The following is a 17,100-nucleotide window of genomic DNA, read 5'->3' as shown; positions in this document are numbered from 1 at the left end:
ATGAATTTATTTATAATTCTAATGAATAATTCAATTAGAGACTGAAAAAACCAAACCAATTTGAATGTTCTTTATATTTAAGAACAATTTTAATACTTGACTTGGTATTAAATATAAACCACTTGAACTAATCTAGAACTAATAAGAGTGATTTATTTTTTCAGATTAATTTAATAGCTTTCAGGGCTTTTTGAATCAGGAATGCCGCAGAAAGGCCTGCTCCAACAAAAACTAAGTAAAAAAGAATTCCCATTGGCTGTAAATTTCTCAACTAATAATAGATCATCAGCGCTTTAGCTTTGGAATTTATTAATTTTAATCTTGAATATATTGTTTACCAGTGGTCAGACATTGCTCCGCTCTCTGTAATTCACGACCAATGTAAATGGCATGATCTAAATGACTTATGGGGAATGGGCCATGACCCTCGGAAATTTGAATACCTAATTGCTTCGCACTCTTTCCTCTATAAATATTGCTTGGTTGATTTTTACTTTTTGTTTTACAACCAATTGGTTCTCCGGAATCTGGATCAATAGCGCGACCTTTTTGATCAATATCATTTAAATAATGTTCAAGTATTAACTCATTCGTTGAAGGTTCAATTCTTATTAAGAAATATCCTTTTGGGTCAAGTTCTATTTGACGCTTGGACAATTTATCATCTAAAAGTTTTATTGAGTTAATTAAGTCTTTTTGAAGATCTAGATTTTTCATTTCTTTAATTTACAAATTAAAAAGAAGATAAACAAGTCAACTGTATTGTAGTTATTTCATTATTATATTTTTTCTTCAAAAAATTATCCTGAAATAAAGCTTTTTAAGATTAAAAATATAAGTAGGTTTACAAAAATAAAAGATAAATAAACAATACCTGGATTTTTCAGGCCTGCTGGTGCTGTTAGTTCATAGCCAAAAAGAGTTACAACACCCTGAGTCCCTTTATCTTTATAACTAAAAATCCCTTGTGCAAAGAAAGGTTTTTCTTCATTCGAATCAACTTTATCTTCCTCGGTGGAAATTGATTTATTTGTCTCAGGAGAATCTAGTAAATTTTTGTCTGTCATTTAGATTAAGTCTTTAATTTTTCTGAAGTTACTATGTATTTGATAGTTTTGGCTCTTCAAACTTGAAAGGTACTTCATTATTTGTAGCGTTTATTTGATCAAGCATTAACTTATTTGCTTTTGGTAGCCATTCTCTTATTAATGAGTCCATGTGTAAGTTGTACCATCTATGAAGACTTGCATTGGGTTTAGCAATAAAACCTCTTCGTTTTTTGTGACTCCCGCCCGCTCCAGGATCAAAATATTTTATTTTATTTGCTATTGCCCATTCAATCGGGGAGTAATAACAAGCTTCAAAATGTAAATTATCTATATTTTTTTCTGAACCCCAATATCTTCCCCAAAGCATATTTTCGTTTTTTACGCAAAATGACATTCCTATTGTTTTGTCAATTTCTTCTTCTTTTGCATCAAATAAAACAATATTCTCTTTCAGTTCTGTTGATGCAAGTTCAGTGAAAAATGATTCGGTGAGGTATTTACTTCCCCATACGCCCCATCTTGAACAATGAAGCTCATAAAAATAATGCATTTTTTTTAAATTCATTACATTTATTTGAGACCCACTAAGAGGTTCAACTTTTACGCCACAATTTTTTATGCTTTCTCTCTCTCTTTTGATGTTTCTACGTTGATTGGAATTAAATTTTTTTAAAAAATCAGAAAAACTTTTTTCTTCATTTAATTTCAATAAACTTTGTTGGTTGACCCATTTAGCGCAATTTAGAGATTCAGCTATTTTCATCCATTTAGGATCTACATATAAAAAATTACAACTTAGAATTCCATTTTGTTTAGCAAAACTATCAATTTCAGAGATTAATATTTGTGTGAGATCTATATTATTAGCTCCATCTGCGTAAAGAAAGCGATAACCTTCTATTGGACTTAATGGACTCATGCCTATTAGTTTTGGATAATATTGAAGCCCCATATCTTGAGCTAGTTGGACAAATGCATTATCAAAAATAAATTCTCCATAACTATGAGATTTAAGATAGAGAGGTGCACATGCAATTAAATCATTTTCACTCCACGCAGAGAGAAATAATGGTTGCCATCCATATTTTTTACTAACACTTTTTGATTTTTCTAATGCATTTAACCAATCCCACTTATAAAAAGGAGTTGAATTTTCTTTTAAGAAATTATTCCAAATAATTTTAGGAATTTCTTGGATTGATGTATGCCATTTTATTTTGATATTGCTCATTTCTTTTGCACTAAATCTATATTCAGGATAAATTATTTCTAAAATATCTGATAAGTAATTCATTATTACCGAGCTTTTTACTTTCTTTTAGGACCCAGTTATTTTTTTTATTCATGATTGTATTTAAGTTGCTTAATTCAGATGAAACCCAGCAATAATTTCCCCCTAATAGATGAGGCGTCATGGTGATTTGTAATTCATCTATTAGATCCTCTAACAGAAAAGCTGAAATTAGATTTGCGCCTCCTAGTAATACGATTCTTGCAATACCTTTCTGATATAAATCATCAAGAGAATCACGCCAAGTGATTTTTAAATTTATTTTTTTATCGAATCCATTAGGAAGCATAATCTCCTTTTTCTTATCTTGCTTTTGGATTAACCATTTTTGAATAGGTTGTTTAAAGAAAATCCAATTGACTGGAAAATCTATTTGATTACTGGCTATAAGAGCAATTGGCTGTTTACTCTTTCCTTCTAAAGTTCTTTGTTTTAATAATTTTTTATTTTTAATTACACAAATTGATTGATGATCTCTCAGCGTTTGCCCTCCCATTAAAATCCCATCTGACCAAGCGAGTGATTTTTCTAAAACCAAACGATCACCAGATTGACCTAATTGAGTTTTTCCTCCTTCTGGATATGCGATACGTCCATCAATACTAGAAGCTAAAACTAATTTAACCCATTTTTTTTTCAATTATCTCAGTAAACCAACCTGATTCTTGGAGTCTTTATTATCGATCTTTGATTCAGGTACGTTTGCATAAACTTCAGCTGCATTATTTGGACTCTCCTGTAGTTTAATCTTATATAAATTCGCCCCAATCGCATTGATAGGATTAGTTAATTTATCTGAAATATGTAATGCAATATTTTCAGCTGTAGGTACACAGTTTGCAAAATAAGGAATATCTTTATTTAAAAAGGTATGATCAAAAGGCTCTACAACTAAATCATTAATTAAACTATTTAATGCAGATAAATCACATATCATTCCAGTTCTAGGATTAATCTTTCCTTTGACAGTTATATCTACTAAGTAATTATGACCATGCCCATTAGGTCGAGCACATTTTCCGAATATTTTTTCATTTTCGGTTTGCGGTAGGTCTTCTCTAGCTAAGCGATGAGCAGCTGAAAAGTGTGTTTGAACTGTTAAATAAGCATCCATAGCATTTCCTTGATAGTCAGCCCAGAGTTTTGGGTTTTCGTAAAGACGTAGAGATTTTAGGGGTAAGTGAGATTTAAGGCGCTTCCATATAATACGAACTAAACTTTCAGTTGTTGGGAGGCAACCTTCGGGTTTAGAAAGGTTAAACTCTGGCCATGTTTCATTTAAAAAACGAAAGTCAAGCTGACTTGTTACTGCGTTTTTTATGGCATGTTTTACATCTGAAAGGTTTAAGACCATGCCATATTTATTAAGTTCTCCTTCCATGGTTACGATTAACTCGTAATTATGACCGTGACCAGGAGCTATTGAGCATGGGCCAAACAAAGCTGAATTATCATCATCAGATAATTCAGGAAGCCGATAAAGGTGGCTTGAGCTAAAGCAGGCACGCCTTGTAATTACACAGCTTCTTCCCTCTCCGTGGGGGAAATTAGATGTGATTGCTTCCATAAATTTTTCACATCAATTCACATCTTAATAACTTTTAGTTACTTCTGTCTTTATGGCCGTCCAATCAACCCCTAAAACTCTTAAAGAAAAGTTAGGTGGTCGAAATCTATTTTTAATAGGAATGATGGGTTCTGGCAAAAGTCAAACGGGACCAGTTCTAGCCAAAATGATCAATTATGCTTTTGTTGATACTGATGATGTTATAGAAAAAGCTTCTAAGCAATCTATTTCATCTATTTTTGAAAAAGATGGAGAAAAAGTTTTTAGGGATGTTGAAAAAAAAGTTTTAAAAGAAATTAGTCAACATCATTCTCTTGTAATTGCTACTGGAGGTGGTTTAGTTACCTTGCCTGAAAACTGGGGCATTCTTCATCAAGGAATAGTTATTTGGTTAGATCTTGATTTGAAACGTTCAATTAAACGATTAGAAAGTGATAAAAAGAAACGCCCTTTACTAATTGGGGATGATTTGGCTGGGAATTTTAGTCAGATTTTGGAAAATAGAAAACCAATATATTTAGAGTCAGATTTGAGAATAGAAATTGAGGATCAATCTCCATATGAGGTTGCAACTATTATTGCTAAACGTTTGCCAAGCATCCTTATTGACCCGGAGACTCAAGCCGAACGGCATACCACTGAATAGTAAAACCTGTTTTGATTTCTAGGTGGCATGCTGTATCAAGCAAATGTTGAGCAGCTTCTTTTATTGAAGACTTACATGCAAGATCTAATGGTAATGAATCGAATTTATTTAACCAAGATTGAAGCCATAAAAGAGTTTGTTCTTTATCCAGGAATTGTTCACTTTCACCAGGAATCAAAACAACATAATTATCCATTTCTCTAATTAGCGGATCAGACATGAGACAGAAATTTCTCTTTTCTTTGATTTCTATTTTAATTATTTTTACTTACAATGGTCCTGTGCTTGCTGAAACTATTCTTGAAATAAATAATTTTCAACCATCTAAGCTTTATGAACGCAAATTAATTTGGCCTGATTGGCACTTACCTTCTTCTATTAAGCGCCCAGGATTAAAAGATGATTTAATTTACCCTGATTGGTTTGAAGGTGTATGGGATGTCACTAGCAAGATAGAAAGTGATCAGAATAACGAACCTATTATTCACTCAGCTAAATTTATTCACAATACCTCTGGTAATTTAATTGCTGACCGTGAATATAACACTCAGTCTTATGCTTTGAGCACAAAGACTGGTGGTTTTTTATCAGTAAAGAATGACCCTAAATCTCCTAATCGTCAGTTTGCTAAATTAACTAAAGATAGGTATTTAGAGACAAAAATCATAGGAAGACTTCAAGAAAAAATTGATAATAATATTTTTATTACTGATGAATTAATTTTACAAATTTTGCATACACCAGAATTAAGTAGGGTTAGCCAGGTCGAAACATTAACTGAGTTTAAAAAATGTGGATCTAATCCAAATAATGAAATAAATATGAGTGATTTTAATATCTGTGCCGAACAATTTCAGGCGATTTATAATCAACCTGGGCAAAATCTCTTTTCTTTGCCGATTAAAACAGAGAAATCTAAATTAATACTTAGAAAGGCTAATTATGATTAGTTTTTGTTACCTGACCTTCAATTAAGTCTCTCCATTTAAAAAGATTTTGAAGACTTGGATCATTTATATATAAAGGACACCCTTTGCCTGTTAGATTTTCTCCAGATGAATTTGGGAATTTGAGTAGTGATAATTGTGATGCTACGGATATATCAGCAATAGAAAGCTTGTCTCCAATAAGAAAGTTTTCTTGATCAATTAAATTTGATAGATATTCTAGATTTTGTTTTAGAGATTCTTTCTCTTTCTGGTTTATTAATCCAGAAATCTGACTAGCAATTTTTGTAGGAATATTAAGAAGAAGTTTTTGCATAGAATCAGAAATTTCGTTGTCGAATAAAGAGGAAATCAAGATTGGATTCTTCGTAAGCTCTTCCAAAAAGACAATTTTTATAGATTTTGCCAAAGTTGTATCTGCCCAATTTTCAAGTATTTGGGCCTGAGAAGCTTCCTTTAGACCCTCTGGAATTAATTTTGGTTCTATTTCAATTTTCTCTAAGTGTCGTATTATTGAACTTGATTCATGGAGTGTTGTTTCCTTATCAAAAAGCACGGGTAATTTTTTTTGTCCTGTTTTTTGAAAGATATCTATTTGGCCTATGGCTGGAGTTATCTCAACGGTTCGATATTCAAGCTTTTTTGCAGCCAAAGCCATTCTTACTTTCAAGCAATAAGGTGAGTGCCTAAATTGATGAAGTTCCAACATTTTATTTTCCTTCAAATGGTTAGCAGAGTAGCTATTAATTCAGTCTTTTGTTGGTGAAAAATGGGTGAGTTCTTTTCTAATGTTTCTAGATATCCCAAATATCTCATCACAATAGTTTTGGGGGTTTTCACTGCTGCAATTTCTCCATTAATTAAACGAGGTAGTAATCCGATCACAGCGATTGCTCTTGTTGGGGCTTTGTTAAGTGGACTTCTGACAATAATTTTTTTATTAAAGGCTATGGCTTTTCCTGTACCAATTACTTAGATATGGCTAATTCAAGAAGAGTAGAAAAATTAGCAGCTTTACTCAAAAGAGAAATTAGTGAACTTTTAGTTAATCGGGTTAGAGATGAAAGAATGCATCAAGCCATGATTACCATTACCTCTGTTGAGGTCTCAGGTGACTTACAGCATGCAAAAATTTTTGTAAGTCTTTTTGGCGAAGAGAAAAAAAAAGCTGAAGTTCTAGTTGGTTTAGAGGAAGCGAAGGGATTTATTCGTGCTGAGCTTGCTCGAAGGCTTCAAATGAGACGATCGCCTGAGCTTGTTTTTAAGATTGATAAAGGTATGACAAAAGGTCCTGCAGTTTTAGATCTTCTCAATTCATTAGAACTTGAACGTAAAAGTAAAGACTTATAGATTAATCAATATTTTTGATGAATAAATCTGATCTTAGAAGACAAGTTGCTGAATTATTTATAGTTAGAGCAAGTGGATTCAACCTTGATTCGCAACGTTTATATCCTAACTTAGAAGAATCTAATTCCAATCTTAAGAGACTTTTAGAAGAAGGTGTTGGTGGAGTTATTCTTTTAGGAGGAACTGTAAAAGAATTAGAAATTCGTTGCAATGTCTTAAAAAAATGGTCTGATAAACCTCTTCTCTTATGTGCTGACATTGAGGAAGGAGTTGGTCAAAGATTTTATGGAGGAACAAAGTTTATTCCTCCAATGGGTATCGCTCAAATTTATAAAAAAGATCATAATTTAGCAATTTCTATTGCTGAGAAAATCGGATATTTTACTGGTAAAGAAGCAAAAAATATTGGTTTAAATTGGCTATTGGCACCAGTCTGTGATATCAATAACAATTCAAATAACCCGGTTATAAATCTAAGAGCTTGGGGAGAAGAACCTGAAACAGTAAAAAGTTTAACTTGTGCTTTTCATAGGGGTGTTTCAAGATCAAAAATGCTGACTTGTGCGAAACATTTTCCTGGTCATGGAAATTCCGAAGTTGACTCTCACTTGGATTTGCCGGAAATACAGAATGACTTATCTAAATTAGATAAATTTGAGTTGATTCCATTTAAATCTTTAATCAATCAAGGAGTAAGTAGTGTCATGATTGGACATTTACTTTTTTCAAAGATCGATCCAATTTATCCTGCAACACTTTCAAAAAGACTGGTTACTGATTTATTACGTATCAAATTAAAATATGATGGTTTAGTCGTCAGTGATGCGTTAGTTATGAATGCAATATCTAATAAATATAGTAGTGGTATTTCTGCAGTCATGGCATTTGATGCAGGAATTGATTTGATTATGATGCCAAAAGATATCGATGAGGCAATTGATTCACTTACTGATGCTTTTTATTCAGGAAAATTTTCTTTAGAAAGATTACATGTATCTAGAGATAGAAGAAAAAAACAACTTGATTTAATTAGTAATGAAAATGATTTAGAAAAAGAAGACTTGAAGGATAAAGATATTAAGAATAAATTTTCATTGGATGCCTATAGATTTAGTAATTCTATAATAGAAAATTCAATTTTTATAAGAGAAGAAAGTACTATAAAAGCTGAATTTAATGATATTAATCTTATAAAAATTGATAATTTTGATCAAGTATCTAACAAATATCTTCCTGCATTATATTTACCTAAGGCAGCAGGTTTCAAAAATTTAATTATACATCCACTTGGTCTCAGTCCATGGAAAAAAACTAATAAAAGAGTTTTAGAATTGGGGCAATTTGGTAATAGTAAAATCCTTGTTCAGCTTTTTGTAAGAGGTAAGCCATTTATTGGATTAGATTATCATAATGATCATTGGGCAGACGCTATAAAGAATTTAGAAATTGAGGAAAGATTATCAGGAGTTATTGTATATGGATGTCCATATTTATATGATAAAATAAAGAAAACTATTCATGAATCTATCCCTTTGGCTTATAGTCCTAGTCAAATAGAGGAAGCACAAAATCATATTTTAAGTCGTATTTTGCAATCAAAAAGAGTTAACAAGGAAATTGATAAAAAAATAATTAAAGAATTTACTGATTGAAAATTGTTCAATAGAGAATTTAGTATTCAAGAAAAACCTTGTTATTGTTTAAATAACTGCATAGTTATTCTTTAGACTTCCTAGAAAGAAGCATACAGAAATGACTTTAACCGACAAGAAGATAATTATTACTCGTGCCCAAGGACAGACTTCAGAGGCTCGTGAGATTTTTCGAAAAAATGGAGCTGAGGTATTCGATCTTCCTTCATTAGTTATTGGACCTCCAGATGACTGGTCTCCTTTAGATGATGCCTTAAAGGAAATAACTACCTTTGACTGGATCATCTTTTCTAGCGCAAATGGTGTGAAAAATGTTGCAGATAGAATGAACGAAATGGGCTTATCTTTATCCAAAATTTCTAAGACTGTTCAAATTGCTGCTGTTGGAAGAAAGACAGCTTCTTTGTTATTAGCTTTGGATGCAAAGATTAGTTTTGTTCCTCCTAGTTTTGTCGCAGATAGCTTGGTTGAATATTTCCCTCAGAATCAAAAAGGTTTAAAATTATTTATCCCCAGAGTACAAACTGGAGGCAGATCAATATTATCTGACTCTTTCAAATTGAAAGGAGCAGAGGTTACTGAAGTAGCTGCTTATGAATCGTCGTGTCCTAAAGATATACCTCAAAAGACTATTGAGGCTTTGAATAGTGGAAAAATAGATATTATTGCTTTTACTAGTGGTAAAACAGTAATAAATACTGTCAGCTTATTGAAAAAATACTTTGGCGAAAATTGGTTGAAATTAATAGAAAAGATTAAACTTGTTTCGATTGGACCTCAAACAACTATTAGTTGTAAAAAACTTATTAGGAAACCGGATAATGAAGCTTCCCCGCATGATCTGGAAGGATTATTACAAGCTTGCTTGGAACTAAATTTTAATTAAATTTATGCTGATTTTTCTACGAGTTTTTTAAATTCATCAAGATTTTTTTGTAATTCTTTCGTGACCATTCCTCCAAGAATATTTGCTTTCATTAGATTTGCTAAAACTTGAGGTAATTCATAAGATATTTTTAATTTAACCACAGTTTTAGCGCTCTCTTCATTATAAAAACGTACTGAACCTTTAGTAGGTAAACCACTAACTGATTTCCATTCCAATTTCTCTGCTTCTACTCTTTCAGTGATTTGAGCTTTCCATTTAAAACGAAAGCCATTAGCTGAAAGTGTCCACTCAGTTAAATCAGGCAGTGTCGAGGTTTTTTCATCGACTGTCTTAACCGACTCAATCCAAGTCATCCACAAAGGCATCGAATCTAAATCACTCCAAAACTTCCAGACAAGTTCAACTGGAGCATGAATTTCACTTATCACTGTGTGATCAAGCCACTTTCCCATTTCTTAAGCAACCGAAGAATTTTTTGCTAATGAAACAGACTTTGAGAGCATTGCTGAAGCAGCAAGATGACCGCTCATTGTTGCCCCTTCCATAGAGTCAATGTAATCCTGTTTTGTGTAACTGCCTGCTAGGAAGAAATTACTAAAAGAGGTTTTTTGATCTGGTCTATATGGCTCCATCCCAGGCGCCTCCCTGTACAGAGAATGAGAAACTTTGACCACATTGCTCCATAAAAGCTTCAAGCCTCTTGAAGAAGGGAAAAGTGTCCTGACCTGTAGATCAGTATGTTTGACAATTTCATCTGAGGACTTGGTAATCCAAGGATCTCCTGGGGTTAACACGCATTGAAGTAGTGAGCCCTGACCATCTTTTTTATAGTCTTCTGGGCTTGATAAAGCTAAATCTGCAAAACAACTAAAATCAGCATCGGCAGTGTATAACAAATTGTCTAAACCAGATGGACTTTGTAGGTTTGTTTGAGCTTGTTCATTGTTTATCTCGGTTACCCAGCCATCGTATCTAAGTTGTACTGTGGCGACCGGTACAGCATCAAGCTTGAAAAGTGAGTCAAACTCTTTAAAACGTCTCCATGATCTAGGGATTATTCTTTTAATACCAGACACATCACAAGCAGCTAAATATTTGTCTGCTTGAATTTTTTGTTCGCCCTCTGGTGTTTGAAGAGTCAATCCAGTTACAGATGGTTGGTCGGAATCCTCTGAATGAATCTCTTTAACAATATTCTCTAAGTGAAGTCTTCCGCCTCTTTGTTCAATGTAATCGAGTATTGGCTTGGTGAGCCATTTGTGGGGTGAGCCCTTCAATAGGTTGAGCTTGGATGCCTCTGTTTTTGAAGCGAACATCATAAAAATGGTAAGCATGCATCTTGCTGAAATGGCTTCGCAATCAATGAATCCCAAAGCATATGCAATAGGATTCCACATCCTTTCGATACTATTGAGGCTTCCTCCATGGTTAAGAAACCATTGTTGAAAGCTTATAGAATCTAATGATCGTATTGTTTTCATCGCACCCTCGTAGTCAATAAGCCCTCTTACAATTGGACTTGTTCCAAGAGCAAGAGCATTCCTTAGTTTGTCAATCCAATTTAATTGAGGTGTAGTGAAGAAGGCTTTTAAGCCGTTAAAAGGAGCTCCTGCAAAAAATCGAAAATCAAGTGATTTAATATCGCCGCCCTTGTTAACAAAAAGGTGAGTGTGGTCTTTTGGTAAAAGATTTTCAAATGCCCCTACTTTTCTCATTAAGGCAAACAGATTGGCATAGTTGAAAAAGAACACATGCAAGCCCATCTCTATATGATTGCCATCGGAATCTTCCCAGCTTCCAACTTTACCTCCCATAAATGGTTTTGCTTCATATAGGTCGACCTCATGTCCTTCATCAACAAGGTCAACTGCAGCAGTTAATCCTGCTAAACCTGCACCTATTATTGCGATTTTCACTCGTTTAATTAAATGGATACACTAACTCTATGAATAAAAACTCTTTTTTGGCACTTTTAAAATCGAATATAATTAATAGAGTGTTATTAAAGTTCAGAAAAACAATGAGTGAATCAAACGCACCGCCAAAAACTCATAAAGCTCAAGATGGCAAAGGAGTACTTATTACCACTCCAGCCTTGGATCAGTTGTCTAAACTTTGCAAAGAACAAGGTTCAGGGAAATTATTGAGAGTAGGAGTACGTTCAGGAGGATGTAGTGGTATGAGTTACACAATGGACTTCGTGTCTGCTGATGATATTCAAAAAGATGATGAAGTGTATGAATATTCAGTAGATAGCAGTTCTTTTAAAGTGATTTGTGATCCAAAGAGTCTTTTATATATATATGGTATGCAGTTAGATTTCAGTACAGATTTAATTGGTGGAGGCTTTAACTTTACTAATCCCAATGCATCACAAACTTGTGGCTGTGGAAGTTCCTTTGCAGTTTAACTTTAACTAAAAGAATTTTTAAATTAACAATGGATCAATCAGAGGAAAGTCTTTTTGAAGAAGCCCTAAATCGCTATAAAGCTGGTTCACCAGCAGATGAATTGATTGAAGATTTTCAGAAAATAACTTCTAATACTCCAAATAATGCTGCTGCATGGACATGCTTGTCTTGGTTGCAATTGTTATGCGATTTGCCTCAGGAAGCCTTGCGCTCTGCACGATATGCAGTGAAACTTAACGGTCAAGATCCTCAGTCAAGGATAAATTTGAGTCTTGCATTGTTAGAGACTAATTCTAAAGGAGTTAGAGATCATATTGATTATGTTAAAAGAGCTATGTTCGTTCTTCCTGAATTAGAAAAAGAATTAAAAGAATCATTTGAAGATGGTCTTTCACGGAAACCTAATTGGAAAACATTACTTAAAATAAAAAATTGGTTAGACCTTTGATTCCTAATTAAATTACATTAAAAATTTTAAGTTAATATTGCTTTAAAAGCGACATTGATTTTGGGGAAACTGAATTTAAATTTGAGTTTATTCAATCTTTGAGGTTGTACATTTTGTCCCTCTAAAACTACACGAGCTCCATCTCCTAAAATTAATTTCAATATTGGCCCAGGGACTGAGAGAAGACTTGGCCTACCAAGTGCTTGACCAAGGGAATTAGAGAACTCATTCATTCGTACAGGATTTGGCGCGACCCCATTGACGACACCTGACCAAGCAGAATTTTTCACACTTTCGTTAATAAGATTACAAAGATCTGTTCTGTGTATCCAGCTCATCCATTGCTTTCCATCTCCAATGGGACCTCCTAGGCCAGCTCTAAAAATGGGCAGCATTTTCCCAAGTGCTCCGCCATCTTTGGCTAATACGATTCCAATTCTTACAATTAAAAGGCGAGTCGCTCTTGGTTTGTTTTTTGCAATAGATTCCCATTCTTTACAGAGATTTGCTAGGAAATCTTCGCCCTGAGTATCTTCTTCTTTGAATTCAGTTTGAGGATGTGAGCCATAAAAACCAATTGCCGATGCATTAATAAGAACTTTGGGAGGTTTTCTTAAATTACGTATGTTTTTAATCAGATTCTTTGTTGTCTCTATGCGACTATTAGTAATTTCTTTACAGTGATCGTCAGTCCATCTTTTTTCAGCAATAGGTTCGCCAGCGAGATTGATAATTCCTTCGCAGTTTTTGAGAGAATCTTGAATTTCTTCTTTATCCCAAGACGAAGACTTGGCTGAATTCATTTGTATGACATTGATGCTTGGATCATTAGCTACGGCTTTTAGTTTCCCTTTGGATTGTCTAGATATGACTGTGAGGCTGTGCCCTTCTTTGATTAGCAAAGGAATTAATTCTCTTCCGATAAAACCAGTGCATCCAGTAAGTAGTAATTTCATGATTTCTCTAATTAGATTTGATTAGCTTAGAGGGATTTTGATTAACTTAAGGTGTTGATCGATAAAGAATATTTGTGTTATGGAATTTGCAATTAATTAATGAGATGATTTTTACCATTTTGTTTTAACTGCTATTCTTCAGTTGGATATTTGAATTGAGTCATTAGTCTTTTTTATTAATTATTTAAAATGTCTGAACAAACTGAAAAAGTAGATGATGCACAATCACCTCCAAAGATAAAAAAGAAATTCAGAAAAGGAGATCTTGTAAAAGTTGATCGTGAAAAATATTCTAATAGCTTAGAATCTAAAGCAAGCGATTCTAATTTGCCTGAATATATTTTTCAAGGGCCTGGAGAAGTATTATTGCTTAAGGGTGATTATTGTCAAATTAGGTGGAGAAGACCAGTCCCTGATGTTTGGATAAATATTGATCATATAGTCTCTTTTTAATAATAAATAAAGATTTAAATTATAAAATAATCCATTCTTTTTTATTGCTTTGTAAAAATTTTCTTTTTCTCTTGGCAATAGCAATCATTGCCTTCCCATCATGGAGGTAATTGTCTACGTAGCCCATTGTGTAGCGTTCTAATTCATTAATACCATCCTCAACATGTGATAAGCAATGATAGAGATCTAAGCTAAAATCTCTTATAATTGACGGACTTCCAAACGATGTATAAATTTTTTTAATTTTGGTTATTTTGTTTTTACTTTCCTCAAGATATAGGCAGAAAGAATCCATTAATATTTGATCATAAGGATCAGCTGATAAATCTCTTATTTTTGAACCTAAAGGATTAATTATTTGTCCTAATAATTTATCAATAGGTAGATATATAATCTGAAACCATTTCTTTATATCTTCAGGCTCAGAGTAATTATTAGTTTCTCTTTTGTATTCATTCTGTTTATAAACTTTAGAATTATTAACTTTATTTAAATTAATATCTTTATGTTTTTTCTTTAATGTTTCCCATGCTGAGTTTACTTCGAGCATTACGGCGGAATCTCCTCCTTTGTCAGGATGATGTATTTTTACAAGTTTTCTATATGCTTTTTTAATCTCTTCTAGTTTTGCGCTGGGATGAACTTTTAATATTTGATATGGGTCTTTTCGCATTGTTGACTGATTCTTTCTTTTTTAGAGGTACTCATTCCCTTTTACTGGGTTCGCTGGGATGGAAGTGAACATAGTTGTTGAGAGATATCTTTCACCAAAACTAGGAAGAATAACAACCAGGCGCTTATTAGCAAACTCGGGCTGATTTCCTACTTTTAAAGCAGCTGCGACTGCAGCGCCACTGCTGACACCACTTAGCAATCCTTCTTCTTTGGCAAGTCTTCTTCCTATGTCCATTGCTTCATTATCACTGATTCTTATGACTTTATCAATTTGATTAATATCTAATACATTAGGGATGAAACCAGCACCAATGCCTTGTATCGCATGAGATCCAGCATCCCCGCCTGAAAGAACAGGGCTCAATGAAGGTTCTACTGCAAAAACCTTGATATTTGGATTTTTTTGTTTTAAAAATCTTGCACAACCTGTGATTGTTCCTCCTGTTCCTACTCCAGCAATTAATGCATCAAGTTTGCCTTCGCAATCTTTCCAAATTTCTTCAGCGGTAGTTTTTTCATGAATTTCAGGATTAGATAAATTATCGAATTGCTGAAGCAAATATGCATTAGGTATAGATGCTACCAATTCCTTTGCTAGCTCAATAGCGCCTTGGATTCCCTCCTTGCCAGGAGTTAGTTGAAGCTCTGCTCCAAATGCTCTTAACATTGAGCGACGTTCAGTGCTCATTGTGTCAGGCATTGTAAGTATGAGCCGATAACCTTTTGCTGCAGCAACCATGGCTAATGCAATTCCTGTATTTCCACTTGTTGGTTCAATAAGAACAGTCTGTCCAGGTTTTATGGTGCCCTCTCTTTCCGCTGATTTCACCATTGCGCCTGCTATGCGGTCTTTTACGGATGCTGTGGGGTTAAAACTTTCTAATTTGGCTATAATTTCGGCTCTACAATTGAATTCATTGGGTAATCTATTCAGTTTGACCAAAGGTGTTTGGCCAACTAAAGAAGTTATGTCATTAGCAATTGGCATGATCTTATTTTAAAAACTTGAATCAGTTTCTAGGAAAAAATTATTTAATAATTCAATTCTTTTTTAATAATGCTTGAAAATTTGTTTTTCAAAAGCTTTATTGACCTTTTAGAGATATAAATAGATGGAATAATTTTTTCATATTGACAGAGAGCATTTCCCACAACTATAGGCCTCCAATTTTATGGATTTTTCTTTTTTGGACCATAGCTTGTGGAATTGCATTTGTCTCTCTGGGAAATTTGCCTTTAAGAGATTTTGACGAAGCAACTGTCGCACGAGTTGCATTGGAATTAAACCAAAAAAGTGGATTAGAACGATTGCTTCCTTCTATCTGGGATAGTCCCTATTTGAATAAACCCCCTGGATTGCATTGGATAATATCTTTTGCTATTGGAATTAGTCGAAATTTCCATAATAGTTTTGATTCTTTGCCCTCTGAGTTTTGTATACGATTTTTCCCAGCACTTTTTTCTTCTTTTGTTGTTCCATTGGGTGGCCTGATTCAGTGGAATTTGCGCCCTAAAGATCGAATAGCGTGTATTACTACATCAGCAATATTGTTGACTTTATTGCCAATTATTAGATATGGCAGGATGGCAATGTTGGATGGAACGCAGCTTAGTGCCATTGCACTTTTATGGCTTTGCTTATCATCAATAAAAAAAAATAGGTCTACTAAATTTAATTTTTTAGGAGCTGGATTTGCTTGTAGTTTTTTGCTTTTACTTAAAGCGCCTATAATTATTCCTGCACTATTTGCATCTTTATTACCTTTAATCTGGGAATATAAATCAAAAAAATATTCTAATAATCTTTCATGGTCTTGGTTCTTTTATGGAGTATTTCCAGGTTTTGCATGGCATGTATGGAATATTGTTTCATATGGCAAAGGAGCTTTTTGGTTATGGTGGGGAGATGGAGCTGGAAGAGTTTTATTTGAAAAAGGTTCAGGTAGTGAGCTAGGAGTTTTAGTACCAATAATTGAAATATTTGAAGGTGGGTGGCCTTGGATTCTTGTATGGCCAATAGGTTTTTTTTGTGCATGCCTGCGTCTTAACACTCGTTGGGGCGTTTGGGCTTTTAGTACTCAGATAATTATTGCGGGAAGTATTTTACCTCTAAAAATGCAACTTCCCTGGTACATACATCCATTTTGGTTGCCTTTTGCTTTAGTATGTGGTCCTCCAATATCTTGGTTAATTCAAAGAAAAGATAATAATTGTATTTTTGCTAGAAAAATATTAAGAAAAATTCCTTATCTATTATCTTTCATTGGATTATGCTTATTTGCGTTTTCTTTATTAGTTAAATTAAATATTATCAACTTTGAAAAAGGTTACTTTGGTACAATCTTTTCTATTAGCTTGGCTTGGCTTATTGGGGGATTACTCTTATCTGATTCAAGAGAGAAGGTTAGAAAAATTGGTTTTATTGGAATAATTTTTGGAAGCATAATTGGTTTATTCTTTTTTGTGAACTCTAAATTTTGGTTATGGGAAATAAATGAGAATTGGGATGTAAGGCCTGTTGCTGAATTTATATCTTACTTCCCTGATCAACAAATTTATATTAAAAATAGTTTTGAGCGACCAAGTTTAAATTGGTATTCAGGAAAACGAATCAAAACTTTTGACGAAGAAAATCAAACTAAATGCAACGCAATTAAGAAAACTAATGCTTGGGATCTTTATACATGCAATGATTAAATAAAATATTATTATTAACATATTTTTCACTTCTTCAGCTTTTATTTGTAAGAATTATCTAGTTACAAG

The 17,100-nt window shown here is 33.5% G+C and carries 23 protein-coding genes; 10 read left to right on the top strand and 13 right to left on the bottom strand.

What is annotated here, in order from left to right:
• Window positions 1–160: 160 nt before the first annotated feature.
• The 6 genes from petL to SIB75_RS10305 all read right to left on the bottom strand — a co-directional run bounded on the left by petL (window position 161) and on the right by SIB75_RS10305 (window position 3,907).
• Window positions 161–253: a cytochrome b6-f complex subunit PetL gene (gene petL / locus SIB75_RS10330; RefSeq protein ID WP_011294102.1), complete on the bottom strand. Its 93-nt coding sequence runs from the start codon at window positions 251–253 to the stop codon at window positions 161–163.
• A 62-nt stretch (window positions 254–315) separates the two neighbouring features.
• Complete coding sequence (locus tag SIB75_RS10325; RefSeq protein ID WP_413683243.1) at window positions 316–717, bottom strand: DUF4346 domain-containing protein; 402 nt, start codon at window positions 715–717, stop codon at window positions 316–318.
• 83 nt (window positions 718–800) lie between these two features.
• The gene (locus tag SIB75_RS10320) at window positions 801–1,067 is read right to left on the bottom strand and encodes a hypothetical protein (protein WP_413683242.1); all 267 of its coding nucleotides are present in this window, start codon (window positions 1,065–1,067) and stop codon (window positions 801–803) included.
• Window positions 1,068–1,098: 31 nt separating this feature from the next.
• Window positions 1,099–2,280, bottom strand: a complete 1,182-nt coding sequence (locus tag SIB75_RS10315; RefSeq protein WP_413684863.1) for a GNAT family N-acetyltransferase — start codon at window positions 2,278–2,280, stop codon at window positions 1,099–1,101.
• 22 nt (window positions 2,281–2,302) lie between these two features.
• A complete protein-coding gene (locus SIB75_RS10310; RefSeq protein WP_413683241.1) occupies window positions 2,303–2,980 on the bottom strand; it encodes a RibD family protein in 678 nt (225 codons plus the stop codon).
• Window positions 2,981–3,907 carry a 6-pyruvoyl trahydropterin synthase family protein gene (locus SIB75_RS10305; protein ID WP_413683240.1) on the bottom strand — a complete coding sequence of 309 codons (927 nt, stop codon included), beginning with the start codon at window positions 3,905–3,907 and terminating at the stop codon, window positions 2,981–2,983. It lies immediately after the preceding gene.
• A gap of 52 nt (window positions 3,908–3,959) precedes the next feature.
• On the opposite strand from SIB75_RS10305, the gene SIB75_RS10300 reads away from it, so the two are divergent.
• The gene (locus SIB75_RS10300; RefSeq protein ID WP_413683239.1) at window positions 3,960–4,553 is read left to right on the top strand and encodes a shikimate kinase; all 594 of its coding nucleotides are present in this window, start codon (window positions 3,960–3,962) and stop codon (window positions 4,551–4,553) included.
• Here the strand turns inward: SIB75_RS10300 and SIB75_RS10295 are convergent.
• Window positions 4,510–4,773 (bottom strand): chlororespiratory reduction protein 7, encoded by a 264-nt coding sequence (locus tag SIB75_RS10295; protein WP_413683238.1) that lies wholly within the window; start codon window positions 4,771–4,773, stop codon window positions 4,510–4,512. The two genes, SIB75_RS10300 and SIB75_RS10295, sit on opposite strands and share 44 nt — an antisense overlap.
• Here SIB75_RS10295 and SIB75_RS10290 point away from each other — a divergent pair.
• Window positions 4,772–5,503 carry a DUF6816 family protein gene (locus SIB75_RS10290; RefSeq protein ID WP_413683237.1) on the top strand — a complete coding sequence of 244 codons (732 nt, stop codon included), beginning with the start codon at window positions 4,772–4,774 and terminating at the stop codon, window positions 5,501–5,503. The genes SIB75_RS10295 and SIB75_RS10290 overlap by 2 nt on opposite strands.
• Here the strand turns inward: SIB75_RS10290 and SIB75_RS10285 are convergent.
• Window positions 5,490–6,209, bottom strand: coding sequence for a glutathione S-transferase family protein (locus SIB75_RS10285; protein WP_413683236.1), 720 nt, complete (start codon window positions 6,207–6,209; stop codon window positions 5,490–5,492). The two genes, SIB75_RS10290 and SIB75_RS10285, sit on opposite strands and share 14 nt — an antisense overlap.
• A 60-nt stretch (window positions 6,210–6,269) precedes the next feature.
• On the opposite strand from SIB75_RS10285, the gene SIB75_RS10280 reads away from it, so the two are divergent.
• The 4 genes from SIB75_RS10280 to SIB75_RS10265 all read left to right on the top strand — a co-directional run bounded on the left by SIB75_RS10280 (window position 6,270) and on the right by SIB75_RS10265 (window position 9,388).
• Complete coding sequence (locus tag SIB75_RS10280) at window positions 6,270–6,476, top strand: DUF751 family protein (RefSeq protein WP_413679027.1); 207 nt, start codon at window positions 6,270–6,272, stop codon at window positions 6,474–6,476.
• A 2-nt stretch (window positions 6,477–6,478) separates the two neighbouring features.
• On the top strand, window positions 6,479–6,850 hold the full coding sequence (gene rbfA, locus SIB75_RS10275; RefSeq protein WP_413683235.1) for a 30S ribosome-binding factor RbfA: 372 nt from the start codon (window positions 6,479–6,481) through the stop codon (window positions 6,848–6,850).
• A gap of 17 nt (window positions 6,851–6,867) precedes the next feature.
• Complete coding sequence (locus SIB75_RS10270) at window positions 6,868–8,502, top strand: glycoside hydrolase family 3 N-terminal domain-containing protein (RefSeq protein ID WP_413683234.1); 1,635 nt, start codon at window positions 6,868–6,870, stop codon at window positions 8,500–8,502.
• A gap of 100 nt (window positions 8,503–8,602) precedes the next feature.
• On the top strand, window positions 8,603–9,388 hold the full coding sequence (locus tag SIB75_RS10265; RefSeq protein ID WP_413683233.1) for a uroporphyrinogen-III synthase: 786 nt from the start codon (window positions 8,603–8,605) through the stop codon (window positions 9,386–9,388).
• Between the two features lie 2 nt (window positions 9,389–9,390).
• Here the strand turns inward: SIB75_RS10265 and SIB75_RS10260 are convergent, their stop codons facing one another.
• Entirely contained in the window at window positions 9,391–9,843 is a 453-nt protein-coding gene (locus SIB75_RS10260) for an SRPBCC family protein (protein WP_413683232.1), read from the bottom strand.
• 3 nt (window positions 9,844–9,846) lie between these two features.
• The gene (gene zds / locus SIB75_RS10255; RefSeq protein WP_413683231.1) at window positions 9,847–11,307 is read right to left on the bottom strand and encodes a 9,9'-di-cis-zeta-carotene desaturase; all 1,461 of its coding nucleotides are present in this window, start codon (window positions 11,305–11,307) and stop codon (window positions 9,847–9,849) included.
• 104 nt (window positions 11,308–11,411) lie between these two features.
• Between zds and SIB75_RS10250 the strand changes: the two genes are divergently transcribed.
• Together SIB75_RS10250 and SIB75_RS10245 are read left to right on the top strand one after the other, a co-directional pair.
• Complete coding sequence (locus tag SIB75_RS10250) at window positions 11,412–11,801, top strand: HesB/IscA family protein (RefSeq protein WP_413683230.1); 390 nt, start codon at window positions 11,412–11,414, stop codon at window positions 11,799–11,801.
• 29 nt (window positions 11,802–11,830) lie between these two features.
• A complete protein-coding gene (locus SIB75_RS10245) occupies window positions 11,831–12,250 on the top strand; it encodes a tetratricopeptide repeat protein (protein WP_413683229.1) in 420 nt (139 codons plus the stop codon).
• Between the two features lie 26 nt (window positions 12,251–12,276).
• On the opposite strand, the gene SIB75_RS10240 is transcribed toward SIB75_RS10245, so the two are convergent.
• Entirely contained in the window at window positions 12,277–13,206 is a 930-nt protein-coding gene (locus SIB75_RS10240) for a TIGR01777 family oxidoreductase (protein WP_413683228.1), read from the bottom strand.
• Window positions 13,207–13,395: 189 nt separating this feature from the next.
• Between SIB75_RS10240 and SIB75_RS10235 the strand changes: the two genes are divergently transcribed.
• Window positions 13,396–13,659, top strand: a complete 264-nt coding sequence (locus SIB75_RS10235; RefSeq protein WP_413683227.1) for an NAD(P)H-quinone oxidoreductase subunit O — start codon at window positions 13,396–13,398, stop codon at window positions 13,657–13,659.
• Window positions 13,660–13,678: 19 nt separating this feature from the next.
• On the opposite strand, the gene SIB75_RS10230 is transcribed toward SIB75_RS10235, so the two are convergent.
• Both SIB75_RS10230 and cysK read right to left on the bottom strand, forming a co-directional pair.
• Window positions 13,679–14,332 (bottom strand): J domain-containing protein, encoded by a 654-nt coding sequence (locus SIB75_RS10230; protein WP_413683226.1) that lies wholly within the window; start codon window positions 14,330–14,332, stop codon window positions 13,679–13,681.
• Window positions 14,333–14,353: 21 nt separating this feature from the next.
• Window positions 14,354–15,322: a cysteine synthase A gene (gene cysK / locus SIB75_RS10225; RefSeq protein ID WP_413683225.1), complete on the bottom strand. Its 969-nt coding sequence runs from the start codon at window positions 15,320–15,322 to the stop codon at window positions 14,354–14,356.
• 143 nt (window positions 15,323–15,465) lie between these two features.
• Between cysK and SIB75_RS10220 the strand changes: the two genes are divergently transcribed.
• Window positions 15,466–17,031 carry an ArnT family glycosyltransferase gene (locus SIB75_RS10220; protein WP_413683224.1) on the top strand — a complete coding sequence of 522 codons (1,566 nt, stop codon included), beginning with the start codon at window positions 15,466–15,468 and terminating at the stop codon, window positions 17,029–17,031.
• The last annotated feature ends 69 nt before the right edge of the window (window positions 17,032–17,100 follow it).

The organism is Prochlorococcus sp. MIT 1011 (genome assembly GCF_047305235.1).
GTDB lineage: Bacteria > Cyanobacteriota > Cyanobacteriia > PCC-6307 > Cyanobiaceae > Prochlorococcus_B.
Note: the sequence above shows the minus strand (reverse complement) of the source record. Positions and strands in the feature narration are given on the sequence as shown.